General features: G+C 59.7%; 6 protein-coding genes and 1 pseudogene. 5 read left to right on the top strand and 2 right to left on the bottom strand.

Going from position 1 to position 5,347, the window contains the following annotated elements; all coding sequences use genetic code 11:
- Positions 1-141 precede the first annotated feature (141 nt).
- The gene (locus JWR98_RS28020; RefSeq protein ID WP_205491786.1) at positions 142-756 is read left to right on the top strand and encodes an RNA polymerase sigma factor; all 615 of its coding nucleotides are present in this window, start codon (positions 142-144) and stop codon (positions 754-756) included.
- Positions 750-983 carry an anti-sigma factor family protein gene (locus JWR98_RS28015; protein WP_205491784.1) on the top strand — a complete coding sequence of 78 codons (234 nt, stop codon included), beginning with the start codon at positions 750-752 and terminating at the stop codon, positions 981-983. The genes JWR98_RS28020 and JWR98_RS28015 overlap by 7 nt, the downstream gene beginning before the upstream one ends.
- A gap of 88 nt (positions 984-1,071) precedes the next feature.
- Here JWR98_RS28015 and JWR98_RS28010 read toward each other — a convergent pair whose 3' ends face one another.
- Entirely contained in the window at positions 1,072-2,394 is a 1,323-nt protein-coding gene (locus JWR98_RS28010; RefSeq protein WP_205491782.1) for a putative porin, read from the bottom strand.
- Positions 2,395-2,677: 283 nt separating this feature from the next.
- On the opposite strand from JWR98_RS28010, the gene JWR98_RS28005 reads away from it, so the two are divergent.
- From JWR98_RS28005 to JWR98_RS27995, 3 genes are all read left to right on the top strand, one after another.
- The gene (locus JWR98_RS28005) at positions 2,678-3,802 is read left to right on the top strand and encodes a GNAT family N-acetyltransferase (RefSeq protein WP_078734183.1); all 1,125 of its coding nucleotides are present in this window, start codon (positions 2,678-2,680) and stop codon (positions 3,800-3,802) included.
- A gap of 78 nt (positions 3,803-3,880) precedes the next feature.
- Positions 3,881-4,159, top strand: coding sequence for a BrnT family toxin (locus tag JWR98_RS28000; RefSeq protein ID WP_078825646.1), 279 nt, complete (start codon positions 3,881-3,883; stop codon positions 4,157-4,159).
- The gene (locus JWR98_RS27995; protein WP_078734182.1) at positions 4,137-4,385 is read left to right on the top strand and encodes a BrnA antitoxin family protein; all 249 of its coding nucleotides are present in this window, start codon (positions 4,137-4,139) and stop codon (positions 4,383-4,385) included. Before JWR98_RS28000 ends, JWR98_RS27995 begins: the two co-directional genes overlap by 23 nt.
- Before the next feature lie 48 nt (positions 4,386-4,433).
- Here JWR98_RS27995 and aqpZ read toward each other — a convergent pair.
- A pseudogene (gene aqpZ / locus JWR98_RS27990) lies at positions 4,434-5,139 on the bottom strand (aquaporin Z).
- Positions 5,140-5,347 lie beyond the last annotated feature (208 nt).

Genomic DNA, 5,347 nt, shown 5'->3' with positions numbered 1-5,347 from the left:
AGAATGGGACTGCTGCGCAGTCCAACGGGAGCAAGCTCCCTCGCCACAGGTACGGTGTTCGTCCTTAACTGACTGGCATCAGGGCTTGCCCAACCCCTCCCACACAGGAACCGGGTTTGCAGAGTGAAATCGAGGTAGACAATGGCAGCAGCGGACGACACGCACCTGCTTGAACGTTTGCTCGAGGGTGAGCAGCGGGCCTACAAGGAATTGGTCACCACCTACCAGAGCGCCATGCGCGCGGTGGCCTATGCGATCGTCGGCCAGCGCCATGCCGATGAAGTGGTGCAGGACGCCTGGCTGGCGGTGGTACGCAACCTGGGCAAGTTCGAACGGCGCTCCAGCCTCAAGACCTGGCTGTTGACGATCACCGCGAACGCCGCCAAGGGCCGCTACAAGCAAAATCGTCGCGAGGTGTTGCTCGACGATTTGCCGTCGCCCCACGGCACCATCGGCGATGATCGCTTCAGCCCCGACGACGGTCACTGGGCTGTCGCTCCGTATGCCTGGCACCAGGACACGCCGGAAGCGCTGCTCACCGAAGATGAACTGCGCGAATGCCTGGAACATACGATACTGAGTTTGTCTGAGCTGCAAAGCAGCGTGCTGGTGCTGCGCGAGCGCCAAGGCCTGGAGTTGGAGGAGATCTGTAATCTCCTGACACTCACGCTCTCCAATGTCCGTGTGCTGTTGCATCGAGCACGGCTTAAAGTCTTCGCCACGGTGGAGCATTTTGAGGAAACGGGCGAATGTTGACCTGTAAAGAACAAGTGGCGCGGTCCAGTGACTACCTCGATGGGCAATTGACCTTTCGCGAGCGCCTGCTGGTGCGTCATCACTTGATGTTCTGCCCGAACTGCCGCCGGTTTATCCGCCAGATGCGCCTGATGCAGGCGACGCTGAGGATCATGCCCGAAGAGCCGGTTGAGGATGTGGATGCCCTGGCGCAGCGGCTGGCGGCCGAGCGTCGTAAGGATCAATAAGCAGTGACAAGCTGCAAGCTACAAGTGAAAAGCGGCAAATGGCGCGCTTCTGCTTGAAGCTCGCCACTTGCCGCTTGAAGCTGCTTCTTTAGAACTTGGCTTCTGCGTCCAGCTGCAGGGTGTTGGTGTTGGCGTCACGCTGGGTACGGCTGGCGAAATCCGCCTTGGTCAGGAAGTAGGTGGCGCCGACCGCGAAGTTCTTGTCGATGTCGTAACCCACTTTGAGCTTGTGGCCGCGCGAACCGGTGGTGCCGTTGGCGAAGTCCGAGTCGGTAAAGGCGCCGACCACGGCGTTACGTTGCGTATCGCGGTAGTTGTAGTCCAGGTTGAAGCCGAAGACCTTGGACTTGGCGCCCAGCAACCAGGCGGTGTCCTGATCGGTGGAGGCGTCGTTGTTCTTCACGTATTGGCCATACAGCGACAGCGGAACGGCCAGGCCGCCGATATCCAGTTGGCTGAAGCCTTCGTACAGGCGGAACTCTTCGTTGGCCGAGTTACCGTTGACCGCCAGCGCACACGGCGTGGTGGTCGTGGCGCAGCGGCTGTCTTCGTCGTTCTGGTAGGCGTAGACGCTGCCGCCCACGGTCAGTTTCAGGTTGTCGGTGAGCGAGAAACGCGAGCCCAATTGGCCGGCGGTCAAGCGCAGGTCGTGGCGGAACTGCACGCCGTCGCCGTCGACGTTGTCCTTGAGGTTGTAGTTGCCGATGCTGCCGAACAGCTCGGCGCTGCCACCCAATGGGTACTTGTAGGTCAGGGCCAGGCCTTCTGGGTTGATGTCGCTATCCCAGATCACGTCGCCCATGTTGACCCACGGCTGCAGCATCTTGCCGCCGATCACGTGCAGGTTCTTGATCTGGTCGGGGTGGTAGTCGATGTAGCCCAGGTCCAGCCAGATCGACTTCTTGTCGAAGTAACCATCCTGGTCCTGGTTGGTGGACCGCGCATCGTCGCCGCCGCCGGTGGCGATACGAATACCGGTGTCCACTTGCGGGTTGATCTCGGTGTAGGCGCCCAGACGGGCACGAATGCGCTGACGGTCCTTGTCGCGCCCGCCGTTGTTGGGTTCGCCATCGATCTTGATGGTCTCCTGGCGGAAGCGCACATCACCCTTGAACTGGGTCTTGGCGGCCCAGGCCAGCTTCTGGTCGAAGCTGCTCAATTCGTTGGTTTTTTTAGCGGTGGCGGCGATTTGTTCGTTGGTCTCTTGTTGAGCTTGCCGTGCGATCTGCTGTTCTTTCTGGTCTTTGGCCAACTCGTTTTGCAGTTCGGTGTACTGCGCAGCGGTGATCTGGCCGTTGGCCTTGAGCATGTCGAGCAATTTAGCGTCGACTGCAGCGCTGGCCGGAATGCTCAGGGCCAATAACAGGCCGCCGCACAGGATCGCCGCAGTTTTGGTGGAAGCAAGACGCATATCAATCTCCGAAAGTGAGGAGGGATGGCAAACCATCCAGGACACAACCGACCGATGACGGACGGAAAATAGCCGCCCGGCAGCACCGGGCGCTCTAAAAACAGGCGTCAGTATCGCGGCGGTTTGTGACCACGCAGTGGCGAAGTGATGTCATCTACATGACAATTTATTCATGTTCGGAACTATTGTTTTAGAGCCTTGTCATGCCGATTTAAGGGTGTGCCGGGGGCGGCGATAAGCGATACTCGCGAGGCTTTCACGCCCCGACGTAGTGAGGATGCCGATGCCGCTGCAACGCCTGCAAAACCTGTCCGAAATCACCTCGGATGCCTGGGATGCCCTGGTGCCGCAGGCCCAACCGTTCGTGCGGCATGCGTTCCTGAGCGCGCTGGAAGACAGCGCCAGCGTCGGCGCGCATACGGGTTGGCAGCCTGAGCATCTGCTGCACTGGGAGGGTGATCGGCTGGTGGCGGCACTGCCGGGTTATCGCAAGTGGCATTCCTACGGCGAGTACGTGTTCGACCATGGCTGGGCCGACGCCTGCGCGCGGGCCGGTATCGACTACTACCCCAAGCTCCTCACGGCCGTGCCGTTCAGCCCGGTCAGCGGCCCACGGCTATTGGCTGCGAGCGCCGAGGATGGCTTCGAACTGCTCAACAGCCTGCCGGGCTACCTGGAAATCGAAGGGCTCTCCAGCGCGCACATCAACTTCACCGATGCATTGGCCGACGAGGCGTTGGCCCTGCAACCGGGCTGGATGCAGCGCCTGGGCTGCCAGTTTCATTGGCAGAACCGTGGTTATCGCGACTTCCAGGATTTCCTCGACGCCCTGAGTTCGCGCAAGCGCAAACAGATGCGCAAGGAGCGCGAACAAGTGGCGGGGCAGGGGATCGACTTCCAATGGTTGCAAGGCCATGAGCTGAGCGAGGCGCAATGGGATTTTGTCTACGCCTGCTACGCCAATACCTATGCGGTACGTCGCCAATCGCCGTACCTGACCCGTGCCTTTTTCAGCCTGCTGGCCGAACGCATGCCCGAGGCCATCCGCGTAGTGCTGGCCAAGCAAGGCACACGGCCGGTGGCGATGGCCTTTAGCCTGATCGGTGGCGACAGCTTCTATGGTCGCTACTGGGGCTGCCTGGCGGAATTCGACCGCCTGCATTTCGAAACCTGTTTCTACCAGGGCATGGACTACGCCATCGCCCACGGCTTGCAACGTTTTGACGCCGGCGCCCAGGGCGAGCACAAACTGATTCGCGGATTCGAACCGGTGATCACCCGTTCATGGCACTACCTGCGCCATCCGGGTTTGAAGAACGCCGTGGAAGACTTCCTCGAGCGCGAGCGGGTGGGGATTGTGGCGTATGCCGAAGAGGCGAGGGCGGCCCTGCCTTATCGGCAGGGCTGAGCCCGTCGGTCTGGTGGGTAGGCCCCAAAACTATGAATGGACTACCATGTATGTACAAAAGTACATACAGGGCGTGCCATGCAGTTTGAGTGGGATGAATCCAAGAATGCAGCCAATATCTCTAAGCACGGCATCGATTTCAACGACGTTCCGGATATCTTTCGGCATCCGATGCTGGCCTTACGCGATGATCGAGCGGATTATGGCGAGGAACGATGGATCGGTATTGGTTGGATCAAATTGTTGATAGGTGTGGTCGTATACACAGAGCGGCGTGGTGATGTGATCCGCATTATCTCTGCCCGAAAAGCAAACAAGAAGGAGGCCAAATACTATGACGCAAACATCGAAAACTGATTGGGAGCGCTTGGCCAAAATGAATGACGAAGAAATTGATACCAGCGATATTCCCGAGCTGGACGCTGAGTTTTTTCGGAATGCGCAATTGCGTGTTCCAGTGAAACAGGCTGTCACGATTCGACTTGATGCTGATGTTCTTGAATGGTTCAAAGGTCAGGGTACGGGCTATCAGACGCGTATCAATCAATTATTGCGCCAATACATGCAGGCCCATCAAGGCTGACCGTAGCAGCAGCCTCGCTTGCGCTCGGCAGCTGCTACTAAGGGAGTTTCAGGTGTCAGTTTCCTCCTTACCCAGCCATCGATAGGTAATACCGCCGATTACCGCGCCAAGGATTGGCGCGAGCCAGAACATCCACAGTTGCTGGATCGCCCACCCGCCCACGATCAGCGCCGGGCCGGTACTGCGCGCCGGGTTGACCGAGGTGTTGGTCACGGGGATGGAGATCAGGTGGATCAATGTGAGGGCCAGGCCGATGGCGATGGGGGCGAAGCCCTTTGGGGCGCGCGGGTCAGTGGCGCCGAGGATGATCAGCACGAACATCGCTGTCATCACCAGCTCACAGACCAACCCCGCGGTCATCGAATAACCGCCCGGCGAATGCTCGCCATAGCCGTTGGACGCCAGGCCGCCGGCCAGTTCAAAACCCGGTTTGCCGCTGGCAATGAAGTACAGCAAGGCGGCGGCGGTAACCCCGCCGAGCACTTGCGCCACGATATATGCCGGTAACTCCCTGGCCGGAAACCGTCCACCGACCACCAGCCCCACCGATACCGCCGGGTTAAGGTGACAACCGCTGATATGCCCGATGGCAAACGCCATGGTCAGCACGGTGAGCCCGAACGCCAGGGACACCCCCCAGCAACCCGATCCCGACCGCAGGGAACGCGGCGGCCAGCACCGCACTCCCGCAACCGCCCAGCACCAGCCAAAACGTACCCAGCCCCTCTGTGACTGAACGCTTGAACAACGACATGCCACACGTCCTTGATAGATCGCTCTACCGAAGCAGTAAATCAGTGATGCTCCCTGCAGATTTACTTCAGCGCCCCTCTGGGCACTGCACTGATTACAGCAGGGTTTCGGGACAAATCCAGGGCATAAATGTGGGAGGGGCGGTGCGACTCCCGAATGCTTTGCGTAGCAGCTGCCGAGCCTTGGCGAGCTGCGTCGGCGGTGTGTCA

The organism is Pseudomonas lactucae (assembly GCF_016937615.1).
Taxonomy (GTDB): Bacteria; Pseudomonadota; Gammaproteobacteria; order Pseudomonadales; family Pseudomonadaceae; genus Aquipseudomonas; species Aquipseudomonas lactucae.
Note: the sequence above shows the minus strand (reverse complement) of the source record. Positions and strands in the feature narration are given on the sequence as shown.

What these genes read in the sequence shown, in the direction of transcription:
- JWR98_RS28020 (WP_205491786.1), top strand. Translation starts at nt 142, where the DNA reads ATGGCAGCAGCGGACGACACGCACCTGCTTGAACGTTTGCTCGAGGGT.
- JWR98_RS28015 (WP_205491784.1), top strand. Translation starts at nt 750, where the DNA reads ATGTTGACCTGTAAAGAACAAGTGGCGCGGTCCAGTGACTACCTCGAT.
- JWR98_RS28010 (WP_205491782.1), bottom strand. Translation starts at nt 2,394, where the DNA reads ATGCGTCTTGCTTCCACCAAAACTGCGGCGATCCTGTGCGGCGGCCTG.
- JWR98_RS28005 (WP_078734183.1), top strand. Translation starts at nt 2,678, where the DNA reads ATGCCGCTGCAACGCCTGCAAAACCTGTCCGAAATCACCTCGGATGCC.
- JWR98_RS28000 (WP_078825646.1), top strand. Translation starts at nt 3,881, where the DNA reads ATGCAGTTTGAGTGGGATGAATCCAAGAATGCAGCCAATATCTCTAAG.
- JWR98_RS27995 (WP_078734182.1), top strand. Translation starts at nt 4,137, where the DNA reads ATGACGCAAACATCGAAAACTGATTGGGAGCGCTTGGCCAAAATGAAT.